The 16,907-nt window shown below is 30.8% G+C and carries 13 protein-coding genes and 1 other RNA gene; 13 read left to right on the top strand and 1 reads right to left on the bottom strand.

From position 1 onward, the window contains the following. The first annotated feature begins 116 nt into the window (after positions 1–116). Both ssrA and ACZ49Z_RS15485 read left to right on the top strand, forming a co-directional pair. Positions 117–514, top strand: a transfer-messenger RNA (tmRNA) gene (ssrA, locus tag ACZ49Z_RS15490). A gap of 247 nt (positions 515–761) precedes the next feature. Continuing rightward, complete coding sequence (locus ACZ49Z_RS15485; RefSeq protein WP_464305203.1) at positions 762–2,018, top strand: site-specific integrase; 1,257 nt, start codon at positions 762–764, stop codon at positions 2,016–2,018. Positions 2,019–2,091: 73 nt separating this feature from the next. Here the strand turns inward: ACZ49Z_RS15485 and ACZ49Z_RS15480 are convergent, their stop codons facing one another. Then, on the bottom strand, positions 2,092–2,865 hold the full coding sequence (locus tag ACZ49Z_RS15480) for an XRE family transcriptional regulator (RefSeq protein WP_464305202.1): 774 nt from the start codon (positions 2,863–2,865) through the stop codon (positions 2,092–2,094). Positions 2,866–2,957: 92 nt separating this feature from the next. Here ACZ49Z_RS15480 and dinB point away from each other — a divergent pair, with 92 nt between their 5' ends. From dinB to ACZ49Z_RS15425, 11 genes are all read left to right on the top strand, one after another. After that, positions 2,958–4,115, top strand: coding sequence for a DNA polymerase IV (gene dinB / locus ACZ49Z_RS15475; protein WP_464305201.1), 1,158 nt, complete (start codon positions 2,958–2,960; stop codon positions 4,113–4,115). Then, positions 4,115–7,177: a DNA polymerase III subunit alpha gene (locus ACZ49Z_RS15470; protein WP_464305200.1), complete on the top strand. Its 3,063-nt coding sequence runs from the start codon at positions 4,115–4,117 to the stop codon at positions 7,175–7,177. The genes dinB and ACZ49Z_RS15470 overlap by 1 nt, the downstream gene beginning before the upstream one ends. Then, a complete protein-coding gene (locus ACZ49Z_RS15465; protein ID WP_464305199.1) occupies positions 7,174–8,541 on the top strand; it encodes an exonuclease domain-containing protein in 1,368 nt (455 codons plus the stop codon). The genes ACZ49Z_RS15470 and ACZ49Z_RS15465 overlap by 4 nt, the downstream gene beginning before the upstream one ends. Before the next feature lie 272 nt (positions 8,542–8,813). Further along, positions 8,814–9,650, top strand: coding sequence for an RteC domain-containing protein (locus tag ACZ49Z_RS15460; protein ID WP_464305198.1), 837 nt, complete (start codon positions 8,814–8,816; stop codon positions 9,648–9,650). 297 nt (positions 9,651–9,947) lie between these two features. Next, entirely contained in the window at positions 9,948–10,250 is a 303-nt protein-coding gene (locus tag ACZ49Z_RS15455) for a helix-turn-helix domain-containing protein (protein ID WP_464305197.1), read from the top strand. A 120-nt stretch (positions 10,251–10,370) separates the two neighbouring features. Then, entirely contained in the window at positions 10,371–11,195 is an 825-nt protein-coding gene (locus tag ACZ49Z_RS15450; RefSeq protein WP_464305196.1) for a transcriptional regulator, read from the top strand. Next, on the top strand, positions 11,179–11,838 hold the full coding sequence (locus ACZ49Z_RS15445; RefSeq protein WP_464305195.1) for an ATPase: 660 nt from the start codon (positions 11,179–11,181) through the stop codon (positions 11,836–11,838). The genes ACZ49Z_RS15450 and ACZ49Z_RS15445 overlap by 17 nt, the downstream gene beginning before the upstream one ends. 57 nt (positions 11,839–11,895) lie before the next feature. Beyond that, the gene (locus ACZ49Z_RS15440; RefSeq protein ID WP_464305194.1) at positions 11,896–12,552 is read left to right on the top strand and encodes a hypothetical protein; all 657 of its coding nucleotides are present in this window, start codon (positions 11,896–11,898) and stop codon (positions 12,550–12,552) included. Positions 12,553–13,032: 480 nt separating this feature from the next. Further along, entirely contained in the window at positions 13,033–14,814 is a 1,782-nt protein-coding gene (locus ACZ49Z_RS15435) for a type VI secretion system Vgr family protein (RefSeq protein WP_464305193.1), read from the top strand. Positions 14,815–14,857: 43 nt separating this feature from the next. Beyond that, positions 14,858–15,730 (top strand): hypothetical protein, encoded by an 873-nt coding sequence (locus tag ACZ49Z_RS15430; RefSeq protein WP_464305192.1) that lies wholly within the window; start codon positions 14,858–14,860, stop codon positions 15,728–15,730. Then, on the top strand, positions 15,723–16,904 hold the full coding sequence (locus ACZ49Z_RS15425) for a PAAR-like protein (protein ID WP_464305191.1): 1,182 nt from the start codon (positions 15,723–15,725) through the stop codon (positions 16,902–16,904). The genes ACZ49Z_RS15430 and ACZ49Z_RS15425 overlap by 8 nt, the downstream gene beginning before the upstream one ends. The last annotated feature ends 3 nt before the right edge of the window (positions 16,905–16,907 follow it).

Raw genomic sequence — 16,907 nt, 5'->3', positions numbered from 1 at the left:
TTTTTTTTATCGAAAAAAAGGATGTATTTTTGGCACAGTTTTAGAAGCTGATGTAATGAATTTGTTACAAATTTTGTATTTTAGTACCTAAAACCTAATTATTACACACTCTTAATGGGGTCGACTGGTTTTGACAGCGAGTGGAATTGATTAGTAAGCACGTCGAGCCAAGTATGGTAGGCTCGTAAATATCTGCTATACGAACTTTAAACGGCGAAAATAATTACGCTTTAGCTGCTTAATCCGAAGTTTAGTACGATTTGCCTAGTTCCAACCAGGTTGGAAAGCTAGATTCACCTCGAAATCCTTGGTTTATGGAGTTTGATTAAGGTGAACCGTAAAAGTAAACCTAGGAAAGGTAAAGCTTTAAATCCTTTCTGACAATTGTAAAGCTAAGCAAAGAGTGGCTGTTTTTGGCCTTGCTTTTTGTCGAAAATTTAAGCAAAAACTAAGCGTGTAGAAAGCTCTTCGATTGCTTGTTTGGACGAGAGTTCGATTCTCTCCGACTCCACATTTTAAAATTCATTTTAAGCTAAAAGCCTTTAAATCATATGATTTAAAGGCTTTTTTGTTTTTCATAGTATTCAAATTATTCATAAAATCTCAAAAGACTGGTGCTATAATCGGTTACCCTAAAAAATTCAAATCTTGGGTAACCGAATTTTAAGCTAGCCCAATGATAGCAAGCTGTTCAAAAGATAAACATCTTGACTATAGAAGAATAAAAAACTAATTTGATAACTATTATAAGTCACCACAAAATGAAACACAAAATGTCAATCCTTTTCTACGTGAAAAGTTCTAAAGCAGCCAAAAACGGCTTATTACCCATTTACCAAAGAATAACCATAAATGGAACAAGAATAGAACTAAGTATTTCAAGATTCGTAGAAAAAGCAAAATGGAATACAGGAGCTGGTAAAATGAAAGGTAATTCTGAAGAAACCCGATTAATAAATAGTCATCTAGATATTCTAAGAAATAAAGCTTATGAAACAGAAAAATGGATGATTAATAATAATCTAGAAATCAATGCACAAACTTTTAAAAACAAACTTTTAGGCATTGAAGAAAAAACAAGAAAACTAATTGTAATTTTTGAAGACCACAACAAAAAAATGAACGAATTAGTCGGTAAAGAATTTTCAATTAATACCTATAAAAAATATGAAACGACATTAAGTCATACCAAAGAATTTTTAAAGAACTACTATTCAATTAATGATATATCCATAAAGCAAGTTGATATTGCCTTTATAAATGACTTTGATTTCTATCTGAGAAACACCAAGAACTGCAACAACAATTCAACTATAAAATACATTAGGAACTTTGGGAAGATAATCAAACAATGCTATTTTAATGGCTGGATTGAAAAAGACCCATTCCTAAATTACAAAGGAAAAGTTAGAGAAGTTGAAAGAGTATATTTAGACCAGGAAGAAATAGAAACTTTGCTAAACAAAGAATTCAAAATAAAAAGATTGGATTTAGTAAGAGATATGTTTTTGTTTAGTTGCTTTACTGGACTAGCTTATATTGACGTATTAAACTTAACTAAATCACATATAATCATAGGTATCGATGGTGAAAAATGGATTTCAACACATCGCCAAAAAACAGAAACAGCTTCTAAAATCCCAATACTACCTGTTACTCAATCAATTATTGAGAAATATGAAAAATACCCGCAATGCTTAAATGAAAATCGCTTACTCCCTATCCTATCCAACCAAAAAATGAATGCCTATTTAAAAGAACTTGCGGACGTATGTGAAATTCCAAAAGAATTGACGTTTCACATTGCTCGTCATACTTTTGCTACAACTGTAACACTCACAAATGGAGTTCCTATTGAAAGTGTAAGTAAAATGTTAGGGCATAAAAATATAAAAACAACCCAACATTATGCAAAAGTTTTAGATAAAAAAGTTAGTGAAGACATGTTAGTTTTAAAAAACAAATTCACTTCTGTAAAAGTAAATCAGGAGGATAAAAAATTCATCATTGCTAAATAACTTAGTTGAAACTCTTGAGTTCAAAATACAGAAATACTTCAAGAGTTTCACTAACTTTTATTAAAAAGCACTATCAAGACAATTTTTCTTTTAAATCACTTACGTCTTCCTGTAGCTTCCTAATAACAGAACTTAGTTCCATAACATTATAAGTATCAGGTTTAAATTGCTCTCTTTCTAAACTACCTACATATTCCCATATTTCTGCAATCTCAGAGAATTTTACAGGATAAGGTTCATAAAAAGTATTATCAGAATGTAGAGAAAAACTATTCTTACCATTCTTATTCAAACGTTTATAAACCATTTCCTTATTAGTCGTAATAATAACGTAAGTTTTACCATCGATTACGTCTCCCAATTTCTCAACATATTTACCAATAACATAAGATTTGCTGTTATGAGGTGGCATAGAGTCTCCTTCAATTGGAAATGTTCGATATTTTTCATTTGCATTAAGCCAGGGTAAATGAATGTGTTCCAATTCAGAAATGAAATTATAATCCGCATATCCTCCAGAAGCATAACCTGCTTTGGCTTTATGGGTAACAATTTCAACAAGGTTTTCTCCTTGGGCATCTACTTTTATAGGAAAAAGTATTCTATTATCTTCCAGTTGCAATAAACTATCAATATCAATCTTACTTAAATCTACAGTTAATAATAAATCTATACTGATATGGTAAAATCTCGAAATAATCAATAAAGATTCAGCTGGTGGTGTATTCTTCCCGTACTCATACTTCTTATATTGATCCAAACCAAATTTCATCCCTTCAGCGGCTTTCTGCTGTGATAAATTTTGCCTAGCACGTAACCATTTTAAATTGTCAGAAATATATAACATATGTTAAAGTGATTTTAAGTCACTACAAATATAATAATTTAAGGGATTTATTATCCTAGTTTTGTACAATAATTTATTAACCTATCTAAAACATGAAAAGAGCTATTGTGCATATGGATTTGGATACTTTCTTTGTTTCTTGTGAACGACTAGTGAATCCAAAATTAAAAGGACTACCATTAATAATTGGAGGAAGTTCAGACAGAGGTGTGGTAGCTTCATGCTCCTATGAAGCTAGAAAGTTTGGAGTTCGTTCAGCTATGCCTATCAGACATGCGTTACGACTATGCCCCCAAGCTTCAGTGATTAAAGGCGATATGGAATTATACTCCAAGAAATCACACGAAGTAACTTCTATGTTAGAAGAAGTAGCACCTGTAATCGAAAAAGCAAGTATAGATGAATTTTATATGGATCTAACTGGGATGGATAAGTTTTTTGGTTGTTACAAATGGACTTCTGAGCTTGCTAATAAAGTAATAAAAGAATGTGGCTTACCTATTAGTTTTGCTTTATCCGTAAATAAAACAGTTTCTAAAATTGGTACTGGCGAAGCGAAACCTTTAGGGAAATTGGAAATAATAGATACTAATGTAAAACCTTTTTTAAATCCACTTCCCATTCAAAAAATACCAATGCTAGGTGAGGTTACTTTTCAACTATTATCAAGAATAGGAGTTCGTAATATCCAAACACTTTCTGAAATGCCAGTAGAAGTCTTGCAAAGGATGATTGGGAAAAATGGAATTGAAATTTGGAAGAAGGCAAATGGTATTGACAACAATCCTGTAGAACCTTACACCGAACGCAAATCCATTTCAACCGAACACACTTTTGAAATAGATACCATTGACATTTGTCATATCAAAGCATTAATAGCGAGTATGGTGGAAAAATTAGCGTTTCAATTACGTTGTGAATGTTTTTTAACAGCAACAGTTGTAGTCAAAATAAGATATAACAATTTTGACACAGAAACTAAGCAGATGAAAGTAGCCTATACTTCTTTTGATCATATCTTAAAAAAAGTAGCTGTTGAACTTTTCGAAAAATTATACACAAGACGAATGCGTCTTAGATTGATTGGAATACGATTCACCAATTTAGTTCGTGGAACTTACCAGATAAATATGTTTGAAGATACTTCAGAAATGTTATCGCTCTATGAAGCTTTGGATAAAATAAAAAACAGATATGGCTTTCATGCAGTTTCAAAGGCTTCAACTACAATCATAAAAAGAAAGTCATAATGTTTTTAAATTGCCACTCATATCACAGTTTAAGATATGGAACTATTCCATTAGCGGATTTAATCAGCGAAGCAAAAAGATACAATCTTAAAACGATTGCTTTAACGGATATTAATACCGTTACTGGAATCTATGATTTTGTGAAAGGCTGCAAAAAAGAAGGTATCAAACCTATTGTAGGAATGGAATGTAGTGAAAAAAATAAATTACGCTTCATAGGATTAGCAACCAACAAAGAAGGTATCGGTGAGTTGTGTCGATTTTTAACCCATCACAATCTAAACAAATTAGAGTTACCTCTTTTTGCTCCTGAATTTAAGAATGTGAAAGTGATTTATCCAATACACAACTATCCAAAAACGTTTAGAGAGTTTGAGTATTTAGGTATAAGAAAAGAAGAAATAATAAAACTATTCAAAGAAGAATGGAAAGCTAAAATTACAAAATCAGTGATACTGCAACCTGTAACGTTTCGTACAAAAAAAGAATTCAATCTTCACAAAATTCTTAGAGCAATTGACCAAAATATAATTTTATCTAAACTAAATGAAAACGAGTATTGTAGCACTTCTGAAATATTGACTGGTGAAGAGGAACTTTTGTCAAATTTCAAAGATTATCCGCAAATAATAGAAAATACCCAAAACATTATTAATCAGTGTAATTATGAATTTGAATTTAATACACCCAGAAATAAAAAATATTATACAAAAAGTAAAGAAGGAGATCGACTACTATTAGAAAATTTAGCAAAAGATGGACTTATAAAGAGATACGGTAAAGACAATAAAGAAGCGCAAGGAAGAATACAAAAAGAACTTAAAGTAATTAATGATTTAAATTTTAGCGGGTATTTTCTAATTACATGGGATATTATTCAATACAGTAAAAGCAAAGGATTTATGCACGTAGGTCGTGGTAGCGGTGCAAACAGTATCGTTAGTTATTGTCTAGGTATTACCGACATATGTCCTATTGAATTAGACCTATATTTTGAACGTTTCTTAAATGAAAACAGGAAAAGTCCTCCAGATTTTGATATTGATTGGTCTTGGAGAGAAAGAGATGCTATTTTAGACTACATCTTCAAAAGATTTGACCCTAATCATGTAGCATTTTGTGGAACAAATGTAGAATTCAAATACCGTTCTATATATCGAGAAGTAGGAAAGGTTTTTGGATTAGCAAAAGAAGAATTAGATGTATTAGCAAAATCTAAAGGAAAACCTATCGAAAACAATTCAATCGTCAAGTATGTTGAAATGTATGGAAAAATGCTAGAAAAATATCCCAATCAAAGAAGTATGCATTCTTGCGGAATTATTATTTCGGAAGAACCTATAACTAATTATACTGCACTTGAATTGCCTCCAAAGGGATTTCCTATCGTACAATTTGATATGCATGTAGCGGAAGACATCGGTTTTGAAAAGTTTGATATTTTAAGTCAAAGAGGTTTAGGCACAATTGATGAAGCTGTTAAGATAATAGAAAGAAATAGAGGAATAAAAGTAGATATTACGAATGTAAATCTCTTTAAAAAGGATGAGAAATGCAATGAGTTTTTAAGTCTAGGTACAACCCTAGGTTGCTTTTACATTGAAAGTCCTGCTATGCGAGGATTATTAAGAAGATTAAAATGTAATAATTACAAAATACTCGTTGCAGCTTCAAGTATTATTCGCCCAGGTGTAGCTCAAAGTGGCATGATGCGTGAATACATCTTCCGACACAATTATCCTGATAAGTTTGAATATTTTCACGAAGTGTTTAAAGAACAATTAGGAGAAACCTATGGAGTAATGGTATACCAAGAAGACGTAATTAAGATTGCGCTACATTATGCAGGTTTAGAAGCGTCTTATGGTGATATTCTTCGAAGAGCCATAAGCGGAAAAAGTAGGTCGTTAAAAGAGTTATTAGCCGTAAAAGAGCAGTTCTTTATCTCTTGTCAAAAGAAAGGGCATCCTCCCCAACTCAGTGAAGAGGTATATAGACAAATCGAATCTTTCGCAGGCTATTCATTTTGCAAAGCGCATTCGGCTTCTTATGCTGTAGAGAGTTATCAAAGTTTGTATTTAAAAGTGTATTTTGGAATAGAATTTATGGTAGCAGCTATCAATAATGGAGGTGGTTTTTACCGTACCGAAATTTATATACACGAAGCTAAAATGTCAGGAGCTAAAATTCACAATCCTTGCATCAACAAAAGTAGATATGAAACAGTAGTTTTCGGAAAAGAAGTATACTTAGGTTTATCACTATTGAAAAGTTTAAATGGAGATTTAATTATAAAAATTGTTGAGGAAAGAGAAAACAGAGGAAAATACAAATCTTTAGAAGACTTTATAAAAAGAATTCCTATAGGCTTAGAAAGTTTACAAACACTTCTATTTATTGGAGCATTCCGATTTACGAACCAAACCAAAAGTCAATTAATAGTGCAAGCAAGAATGATTTTAGTAAATTACAATTCAGAAAGAAATGACCTCTTGTTAGTAGAAGAACCAGCTAAAGAATACACGTTACCTGTAATAGACAGGTCGCTATTTGAAGATGCCTTTGATGAAATTGAAATCATCGGTTTTCCTGTTTCTTGTTCTCCTTTTGACTTATTACAAACCACCTACAAAAATAAAATAGGTGCTAAAGATTTGGTACATTGGGTAAAGAAAGAAGTGAAATTAATAGCTTATCTAGTATCTACAAAACAAGTACCCACTAAGGTAGGCTTAATGTATTTTGGTACTTGGATAGATTCTAATGGAGAGTATTTTGATACAACTCATTTTCCAAAAAATGTAGTCAATTATCCCTTTCTTGGTGGTGGTTGTTATTTATTACTAGGCACTGTAGAGGTTGATTTCCACTTCCCTACTATAACAATTACAAAAATGGCAAAATTGCCATTCATTCCAGACCCCCGATATGCAAACAATGCTGATAGACAATACCAAACCCAAAAGCTTTTAAAAGAAGATGTTAGTGTTACCCACAGAGCTCCATATCCTCAAGAACATGAAATAAATTTACCAAGACAAAAAATGAAAACAGAACAATGAAAAAACAAGAATACGCAATAGTCGACATTGAAACAACAGGTGGTAATGCAACGCACAGTCGTATCACTGAAATTGCAATAATCATTCATAATGGTTATGAAATACTTAATAGATGGGAATCACTTGTTAATCCCGAGAAAGAAATACCACTTTCTATTATTGCACTAACAGGCATCAATAATGAAATGGTAAGTAACGCACCTATATTTGAGGAAATTGCTGAGATTGTATTCAAATTACTCAACGACCGTATTTTTGTAGCACACAATGTCAATTTTGATTATTCTTTCGTAAAACACCAGTTAGAAGAGTCAGGTTTCAAATGGAAAGCAACAAAATTGTGCACGGTTCGGGCAGCAAGAAAAATTAGACCAGGAATGCAATCTTACAGTTTAGGTAAATTGTGTAAGTCTTTAGACATTGAATTAGTAAACCAACACCGAGCTGGCGGCGATGCAAATGCTACAGCTATACTATTTTCTAAATTAATAGAATGGGATCAAGAGAAGGAAATAGAAAAAATGGTCAAGCACACAGCACAAGACCAAAGATTACCTCCAAATCTTCCTAAGAAAGATTTTGATGATTTACCAAACAAACCCGGAGTCTATTATTTTTACAATCAAGTAAAAGAAGTAATCTATGTAGGTAAAGCAATTAACCTAAAAAAAAGAGTAGCTGCTCATTTCACTGGAAACAAGATAACACCACAAAGGCAAAATTTTTTACGAGACATTTATGGTATTTCATTCGAAGTCTGTGCAACTGAATTCATGGCACTATTACTAGAAGGGATAGAAATAAAAAAATTATGGCCATTATACAACAGAGCCATAAAAAAATATGAACCGAAATTTGGACTATTCGACTATGAAGCAAGAAATGGCTACAAATACCTAGCTATTGCAAAACTAAACAAAGGACAAGCAACAATTGAAACCTTTGGAACGTTTCATGAAGGAGTAAATGTACTAAATGAGCTTTGCAGAAAATTTGAAATAGACACAAGATTCTGCAACTTCGGACAAAAAATAATCCCACATGAATTTGAAATAAAAATTGAAAAAAAACAACCTAAAGTAGAGGAACACAATCAAAAAATAGAGAAAGCTATAGACTATTTAGAACAGAATAAAGATACATATGCTATTCTAGACAAAGGGAGAACTAATGACGAAATAAGTTGTGTCTGGGTAGAAAAAGGTCACTTTTATGGCATGGGTTACATTGGGTTAGATATAGAAGTGAAAGAAACCCTCCAATGGAAAGAACTTGTTACTCGTTATCAAAGCAGTACATACCTGATGAAAACAATTACATCTTTCATTAAAAGAAATCCCAAAAATGTAATTAGAATCAATTAAGAAATGATATTGTAACAGCAAACTTCTATAAAAAACTAAAAAAATCAACTATAGTATAATAAATATGCAAACAGTAACTAAATAGAAAAAAACACAACCTAATAATAGAAAAAATAGAAAAACAGTAACAAATCAAACAAAAACACGAAATATTCATGTAAAATTTAATAAAATATTAAAAAGATTTTAACAATAAAATCTGTTAGTTTTAGTTTTATTTGAAGTCGTTTAGTACATTTTAAGTTTTTATGTTTCATTTTAAGTCTGTTATTATGGATAACTATTCAAATATTTTTTTTTCAGTCTTCGATAAAGAATTCGAGATTGTTAAATCTAAAAACACTAATATTATAAAAAAATGCCATGCGTTAATAATCTTCATTGAAGAAAAATTACAAAAATTATTTTCATGGTTAAGAAAACATAAGTTTAATACTCAAGAAGAAGAAATACATTTTTTTAAAATATTGAAACCTAGTATCGTTTCTAAATTAATTTACTACAAAGAGATTTTAAGTATAGAAAGTAGCTTACCAGCTTCAAGAAAGAATAAAATCAAGCACTATGAGAAATCTTTAAATAAGATTCACAAACATTCAAAAAACAACAAACGTTTTTTTGAATATTATAGAGCTAGAGCTTCGCACAAAGACCAGCATTACTTTGTAAGATCTAAAAACAAAAATATTTTGCATGATGATTGTAGTTATATTAACTATGATTCAAAACTGTCAACCAGTCATGATCACTTAATCGCAACAATGATTGCATATGATACGCTAACAACATATCTAGAAGACAGAATTGAAGAATTAGAAAAAATCTGCCCCATAAATCATGTTAACAATTATTCTGTTTTAAGATGGTCTGGTTCAAAAGTTGACTTAGTAGAATTGGTATATTCATTGCATCATTCAAAGTCATTTAACAATGGCAACTCCGATATTAAAGAAATAGCTGCATACTTCAGTAAAATGTTTAATGTTGAAATTGAAGACACAATATATCGTAGTTATCTAGATATTAAATCAAGGAAAATAAACAGAACAAAATTTCTAAAGCAGCTATCAGACACGCTGAATCATAAAATAAATGAAGAAGAAAAGTAATTCCCAACTCTTGCCCAAGTTGGAAATTGTTCATTTATAACTTTTTTTTGCCCCCAATAATTATTTATACGTTACTACTTTTTTATGAATTACTCTGTAATTCATTATAATCCTGCACTTCTTTACAACCTACATAAAAATCGTTCCCAACTTGGATACTACTTGGGAATAAAAATGCATTAAATGAAGTTGATTTGTATCATAATAAAACAAATCAAAAGAGTGTAAAATTCAAAACAATACTATTTGTTACTCCTTTTGATTATTTACTAAGTACTAATCATAAACTACTGAAAAATGAATTTGCAGGCTAAAAAACTCTTTCCAGAAATCGAAAACATCGAACTATTAAACCATCAAGTAGTAACAAAAAAGGATTTGTTAAATTTCGGGAACGCACTACTAAATGAAATTAGAAACAACACTAACCAAGTAGAAAAACCAACACAGTGGCTTAAATCTGTTGAGGTAAGAAAACTGTTAAAAATTTCCCCAGGTACTTTACAAAACTTGCGAATAAACGGTACACTAAACTACAAACGCATTGGGGGGCTTATTTACTACAAACACGAAGACATTGAAAAAATGCTAAACCAATAACAGCAAAGAAAAACACAATTAAACCACCATTTCGAGTGATTTTTAAAAGTCAAAAACCAATATATTATTTATAAAAATAGCATCGAGAAACTAAAATAAGAATAACAAATCATTCACAAAATGAATTACATCAAACACCTAACAGGATTTTTTGAAAAAGTAAGTACAGATTTCGACCTCAACCCAACACACATAAGTCTATACATGGCCATTTTTCAGTTATGGAATCAAAACCGCTTCCAAAATCCAATTTCTATTTCAAGAGATGAATTAATGAGAATAAGCAAAATTGCATCAACAGCAACCTATCACAAATGCATTAAAGAATTAGAAGAAAGAAAATACATTGAATATAATCCTTCCTTCAACCCGTTTAAAGGTTCAACACTCAATGTACTAAGTCTTGATTTTTACACTAAGCCAATTCCAAAAAAAGATTTAAAAAAAATCAAAAATAAATCAATAACCCAATTAGAATTTAATCTAGTTAACGAACAAGTTAATGAACAAGCAGTAAACAAGCATCAAACAAGTGCTAAACATCTACCTTATATAAACAATACAAACAGTATAAACATTACAAACGAGCAATTTCAAAAAAAACAAAAAAATAAAAGAAAAGAAATAAAAAATAAAGAAGATACAGAACAGAATAAAAATATAGAGCAAACAATTCCTCCAAAAAAAAATGAAGTCATTGCATATTTCAAAGAAAAAAATACTCCAGAAATCGAAGCAGAAAAATTTTATAACCATTTTGAAAGTAATGGCTGGCTAGTAGGTGGCAAAACAAAAATGAAAGATTGGAAAGCAGCCATACGAAATTGGATTTTAAATAGTCAAACATTCAGTAAACAAGCAACACAAAATAGCTCAAAAACAAATAAACCGCAACCACAACATTTACAAACTTCAACTTACAAAAATTATGGAGAGCCACTTTAAAATAGAAAATACATTTACAATTATCAAAAACTGTAAAATATATGATGTACAACAATGTTATAATTATTTAGAATACTATGGAAAAAAAACCTATGGTCAAACGTTCAAAATCCAAGAAGAAGATAAACCAGTAATCTTAAAACTTCTAATCTATGCTATTAGAGACAAAAACAATGCTTTAAAACTAGGACTAGATGTCAATAAAGGCATTTTGCTTTCAGGACCTATTGGTTGCGGTAAAACTTCAATAATGCATTTGATAAAACCCTTCATGTATCAAAAATACGAATACAAAATAAAAACATGTAGAGAAATATCCTATGAGTTTGCAAAACAAGGCTATGAAGCATTACAACCATACACCATCAAAGCCATAAATCAAATCAGATTATCAGGCTTTTGTTTCGACGATTTAGGAGCGGAACAACAAATCAAACACTTTGGCAACGATTGTAATGTAATGGCAGAAATTCTAATAAGTCGCTATGAAAACTTCATAGAAAACAATTCAATTACCCATCTTACCACAAACCTTTCCGCTTCAGAAATTGAAAAACATTACGGAAACCGTTTGCGTTCTAGAATGAGAAACATGTTCAATCTAATTAGTTTCCAAGGTGAAAGTTTAGACAAAAGGAAATGAATTAGGATAAAAAAACAAAACAAAATCATAAGCTTTTAAATCATAACTAGTAAAATCATGAACAAGATATTAAACAATAGACAAATAAAAACCATCCAAAATTTCTGGAACTGGATAAAAGATAACGAAGCAAACATCTATAATGCAATGGTCTTAGGTATAAAGACAGAAGAAGTTATACAACACCTAGAAAGAAACCTCAACTACGTTTCCAAAAGAATTGGCTACATAATTGTAAATGAAAAAGCGGGATTGAAATTATACCTAACAGCCTTTGGATATAAAAAACTATTTACAAAATTAATAGCATTAGAAGAAACAATGCCTATGCTTAATCAACTAAAAGCTATAGTATTTATAAAACCAATAATCAACAAAGAACCATACAAAAAGAAGCAAGACGACTATTATATTTTCTCAGAATATAAAGTAAAAATAAGCGACATTTATATAAAATTAGAAGACTTTAACACTACTTCAAAAAAAATAAACATTACTGTTTTTCATCCATACAAAGAAAGAAAAGGGATACACGAAGCAATAGAAACAATGATTGTTTTTACAATTGGTGAAGTGGCATTTAAAAAGCATCTAAAAAAAATTGAAATCAAACCAATACCAAAAAAATCAAATAATTTAATACAACTTATAGAACTTGAAAAAGAGATAGCTTGTTTATACGCTTGTATGGATTACAAAAAAATAAGTATATAAATGACACAAAAAGTAATTTTTTGTTTTTCTCTTTAAACAAATAGCCTAATTTTTTTTTATTGTAGAAATAGTTTAATTATGTAAAAACCTGTACGGGTCAAATTCAAAGATTTTATTTGATAGTTTTTCTGTAATTTATGTTAAAGTTTTGTTTTTTACATATAATATACAACACTTTACTATTTTTGATACAAAATATATTTAGTACTGCCCCAAGTTTATATCATTTTGATAAGTTTTATTAAAAAGTTCTATGGCAAGCATAAAAGAGCTCTTTTAAGAAAAGAGTATAGTGTAAAAAATTACATGAAATATTTGTAATACGCTTAAATGTTTTATGATATTGTTTTTAAAGAACAAAAAACCTACCAAACTATGATAATTTTTTATAATGAGTAACGTTATGAAGATAATTAAAATGTTAAAATACATTTTTTTATTCAAAGAACATTTAAACAACAACAAATATAAAAAAGAAACATGGCAATTAGTACAAAAATCAGCATTCACATAGATGGTGAACCTATATCTAGATTCTCAAAATTAGTCATCAATCAAAAAGTACATACTCATCATACTTTTTCTATATTACAACCAATTCCTCGGGAATTTGTTAATCAAGCAATAGATAAATCTCAAAGTTACATTGGTAAACCAATAAAAATTGAAATTCAGCCCAATAATCTAAAAACAGAAGCTCCATTTATTTTCTATGGTATCATTTCAGAGGCGCAAATGATAAGAACATCTGGAGCATCTGGTGGCATAATTATAAACGGATATAGCCCAACGATAGCATTAGAAGGAATACCAAAAACCAAATCGTTTTCAGACGAATCTTTAACAGACATTATTAAAAGAATTTTAAGTGATTATGAACGATTCCCGTTAAGACCACATATAAATATTAAAAACGACACCTCATTAACATATACAGTACAATATAGAGAAAGCGATTTTGGGTTCTTAGCAAGATTAGCACAAAAAAAAGGAAAATGGTTCTTTTTTAATGGAGAAGAATTAGTTTTTGGAGCATTAAAAGCAAAAAACTTTACGCTAGAATACGGTAAATCATTACACAGTTTTAATATTGAAATGAGGACTAAACCATTAAGTGTTGAGTATTTAGGATACGATCCAAGCAATGCAGAAACTCAAAGAGCCGATGCAATAGAGATTAACTACCAACCAGAAGGCTACGCAAAAATAATGTTTGAGACTTCAAAAAAATTATTTCCCCAGACTGCTACAATGCTCTATACCCACCCTATTGAAGAAGGTAGTGCTAGAACGCACTTAATAGATAGAGTTAAAACACAACTTTATGCTCGTTCAGCCGATTTAGTGACAGCTAAGGGAGACAGTGATGAAACAGGACTACGAATTGGAGACATTGTCTCAATACAGGAACCTGCTTTTTCTATAACAGGTAACTTAGCAGATGGTCTTAAAGAACAAAATTTTGGTAGCTACATTATTACCGACTTAGTTCATGTATGCGATGAAACGGGTAGTTATCATAACACGTTTCAAGCTGTTCCAGATAGTGTTCTAGCTCCTCCCTATGGAAACGTACACAATCATCCAGTAGCAGATACTCAAGCAGCTATAGTTACAGATAATAATGACCCGAAAGCTCTTGGTCGAATAAAAGTAAAATTTCCTTGGCAGGAAGATAGTACTCCTTGGATCAGAATGATAAACCCGCACGCAGGAGGTGGAAAAGGAATGTATTTTATTCCTGAAATTGGTGAAGAAGTACTCGTAGGTTTTGAAGCGGGTAATGCAGAAAAGCCATTTGTTTTAGGAGCCATGTACAATGGAAAGGCTGGTAGTAATTACGCAACTTCGGGCAACGATAAAAAAGTAATACAAACGAGAAGCGGTAATAAAATAATCATGGACGATGCTTCAGGTAGTTTCTGTATTACTGATCAAGGTACTGTTAATATGCTATTTGATGGTGAGGGTAATGCTTCGACAAGTAGTGCTGCTACAAACCAAATAAATGTTGGAAAAAATGGGGAAAGTGTTTTAAAAATGGATAGTGATGGAAATATCATATTAGATGGAAAAACAAATATAAAACTTAAAGTGGGTTCTAGTTTTATAGAAATAACTGAAACTGGAATAAATATTGAATCTGATACCATAAATGTTGTAGGAAAAACAAAGACAGCACTAGGTAAAAAAGATGGCACGCCAGGCATTGTTATCGATGGAAATGTTACTATAAAAGGGAAAGACGTTAATATTAACTAAAAAATTTAAAGGCCTTTTTTAAATTACCAATGATTATTAAATAATGGATAAACTAATTTATAAATTTCAAGTTGACAAGGAAAATAGTTACAATTCAACTCAAAAAACACATTTTAAAATAAATGGAGTTGTATTGTCCGATTCTATAACAAACTTAATTGTAAAACAAAAAAAAGTAGAAAGAAAAGAGAATGCTGTTGTAGTCGAATTTAATATTGCTAATTTAAAAAGTGAAGGTGGTTTAGAGCAAATTCAAGACATTATAGATTTTGCTGGAAAAATTGAAAAAATTTCGCATCGTTTGATTTTATATATAGACAACAATGGTGAAGTTCTGAAAGTTGTAAATCAGTCTGAGCTAAATGAAAAATGGAAAGCATTTAAAAATGATTTACAATATGATGCGGTTTTTATTAAAATGCCGAAAGAAAGTCAAAAAAACATTATCGATCAAGGAGATTTAGAGTATGATTTAAATTATCCTTATCATAACGGAATAAAAAATTCTATTGTTTTCTATAATTTAATATATCCTTTTTATGGCTTACATTTTTCGGAAGACCAAAACACTCAAAAGTTTAGATCTAAAAGATTTTCATCCATAATACAAAGTGTTAAAATTGCATTTGATAATGAAGTAACTTATTATGCTATTGATGATGATTTTATTGAGGTTAGAGTAAGTAGCAAGTTTGACCAAACTACAGACTTAAATGAATTGGAAGCTGAACTAAAAAAGAATTTCCCAAACTTTCCAAACAGCATCAAAAGTTACAAAAATAGCATTTCGCATAATTACTTACTTCATAAAAAAACAAATGCAATTGTAAATTCAGAGATTGTAGTCCAAGAAAACATTAATGATGTTTTTGAAGTAATTATTCAACATAAATTAAACTTAGCAACAAATGAGTAAATATGTTCCACAAAATGTGCATTTAGTTTGTTCAAACGGAATGACTAAGAGCGATTTAATCGTTGCTAACAGAGAAGCAAAAATAGTAAATGGAAATTTATGGGCAACTATAGAAGATAAACCTAGAAGCTTTGGTTGCAAATGGTTGGGTATTATTGTTGGGGCACTTACTGCATTAATATTAGTTGCAACAGCAGCAACTGGTGGATTAGCAGCTATTGCAATTGGTGCAGCTATTGGTGCAGCTGCTGCTACAGGAATGGGTATGTCTGGTATTCCATGGTGTTATTTAGCAACAATGAATGCAAAATGGGAGCTACACCATCAAAATGTAAAACTTGGTGGACAAAAAATGTTATTATCAACCTCTACCTTAACATGTAGTATTGGTTTTGGAGGAAAGGTTTTTATATTTTATAGTGAAGCAGCAGCTAATAGGCAAAGAAATGCATTTGCTACAAGAAACTTAGTAGAAATCATTGGAGCAGCTGGAATGGGAGCTTTTGTGGGTTCGGGCATCTCAATTGCATACACAGCAGGACTAAAATCTTGGCAAATGGGGGTGTTTCTTATGGGAGGTGTTCTAAATTATAAGACAGCAGAGTTTGTAGACAAACATTTAGATAATGCCAGAGATTCACTAGCACAACAATTAGTTCCATACAACGACAGAGTTTCCGAATCTGAAATGGCTACTAAAAAAAATGAGGATAATACTACTTTTGAAGAATCAACTTTTTATCTTGATGACCCTCCAAGTTTAATCACAGACCCAATAATTGAATACAGTAATCAAAAACAAGGAATTGGAGACGCTGAATATAGACCTACTAGAGCAGAAGTTAGGAGAGAATATAATAAGAAATCACCTTTAGTTAGAGATAAAAACGGAACTTTAGCAAGACCTATAGATAAACCTAAATCGCTTAATCATGATACTAGGAGAAATCCAGCTAACAGACAAAAAAACTTAGCGACCGCAAGAGGTAGAGGGTACTATAACAAATATGCATCCACAAAAGTGATGCATGGTGTTAGAGATTTTGCTATTTTAACAGGAATTACTTGGGTAGCAGATGTAGTTTCTGCATCATTACAACGGCATGCTGATAATAATCTGAACGAAGAAGAAAAAGCGAAAGCTTTAGTTAATGTTCAAGCTCAAAACTTTTAATAA

The sequence above is a fragment of the Flavobacterium sp. KY-23415 genome (assembly GCF_055384985.1).
The sequence above is the reverse complement of the archived record's forward strand: the minus strand, read 5'-3'. Positions and strand labels throughout refer to the sequence as shown.

What these genes read in the sequence shown, in the direction of transcription:
- ACZ49Z_RS15485 (WP_464305203.1), top strand. Translation starts at nt 762, where the DNA reads ATGAAACACAAAATGTCAATCCTTTTCTACGTGAAAAGTTCTAAAGCA.
- ACZ49Z_RS15480 (WP_464305202.1), bottom strand. Translation starts at nt 2,865, where the DNA reads ATGTTATATATTTCTGACAATTTAAAATGGTTACGTGCTAGGCAAAAT.
- dinB (WP_464305201.1), top strand. Translation starts at nt 2,958, where the DNA reads ATGAAAAGAGCTATTGTGCATATGGATTTGGATACTTTCTTTGTTTCT.
- ACZ49Z_RS15470 (WP_464305200.1), top strand. Translation starts at nt 4,115, where the DNA reads ATGTTTTTAAATTGCCACTCATATCACAGTTTAAGATATGGAACTATT.
- ACZ49Z_RS15465 (WP_464305199.1), top strand. Translation starts at nt 7,174, where the DNA reads ATGAAAAAACAAGAATACGCAATAGTCGACATTGAAACAACAGGTGGT.
- ACZ49Z_RS15460 (WP_464305198.1), top strand. Translation starts at nt 8,814, where the DNA reads ATGGATAACTATTCAAATATTTTTTTTTCAGTCTTCGATAAAGAATTC.
- ACZ49Z_RS15455 (WP_464305197.1), top strand. Translation starts at nt 9,948, where the DNA reads ATGAATTTGCAGGCTAAAAAACTCTTTCCAGAAATCGAAAACATCGAA.
- ACZ49Z_RS15450 (WP_464305196.1), top strand. Translation starts at nt 10,371, where the DNA reads ATGAATTACATCAAACACCTAACAGGATTTTTTGAAAAAGTAAGTACA.
- ACZ49Z_RS15445 (WP_464305195.1), top strand. Translation starts at nt 11,179, where the DNA reads ATGGAGAGCCACTTTAAAATAGAAAATACATTTACAATTATCAAAAAC.
- ACZ49Z_RS15440 (WP_464305194.1), top strand. Translation starts at nt 11,896, where the DNA reads ATGAACAAGATATTAAACAATAGACAAATAAAAACCATCCAAAATTTC.
- ACZ49Z_RS15435 (WP_464305193.1), top strand. Translation starts at nt 13,033, where the DNA reads ATGGCAATTAGTACAAAAATCAGCATTCACATAGATGGTGAACCTATA.
- ACZ49Z_RS15430 (WP_464305192.1), top strand. Translation starts at nt 14,858, where the DNA reads ATGGATAAACTAATTTATAAATTTCAAGTTGACAAGGAAAATAGTTAC.
- ACZ49Z_RS15425 (WP_464305191.1), top strand. Translation starts at nt 15,723, where the DNA reads ATGAGTAAATATGTTCCACAAAATGTGCATTTAGTTTGTTCAAACGGA.